Below are 433 nucleotides of genomic sequence, written 5' to 3'. Positions count from 1 at the left end.
CGAGTACCGCGACCTGGACGCCGTCGCCGGTGTACCCGGCCTCCCACGCCGTGGGCGCGCCGATCATCGGCACGCTCTCGTCCAGGCTGGCGTGCACACGGCCGTCCAAGCGGATCCCGGCGATGCCGGAAGAGAGCGTGCGCGCGTCGGTCCCGTCGCCGGCGTCGCCGGCGACGTGCTCCCACAGACGGGTTCCGGCGCCCGGCGAAACCTGGATCGCGGCGCCGTTGACGCTGGGAAGGTCCCGCTCGACGCTGAGTCCCGGTGCGACCGGCACCTCGGGCTCGGTGCGGCGGGCCGCGGGGGCGTCGTCGTACTCGACGATCAACGGCAGGGGAGTGTCCGCGTCGTCATGGTAGCCCTGCGCGATCAGGTCGGTGACGTCGAACAACCGGAGGTCGAGCCGGCCGTCGGCGAGCGGTTCGATGGCGTC

General features: G+C 73.2%; 1 pseudogene. It reads right to left on the bottom strand.

Features of this window, described 5'->3' with window-relative positions:
- Positions 1-433 (bottom strand): annotated as a pseudogene (locus tag ELR45_RS27080) (peptidase S8); the annotation flags it as partial.

This window comes from Phytoactinopolyspora endophytica (genome assembly GCF_004138495.1).
GTDB lineage: Bacteria > Actinomycetota > Actinomycetes > Jiangellales > Jiangellaceae > Phytoactinopolyspora > Phytoactinopolyspora endophytica.
This window is presented reverse-complemented; position numbering and strand designations above follow the sequence as displayed.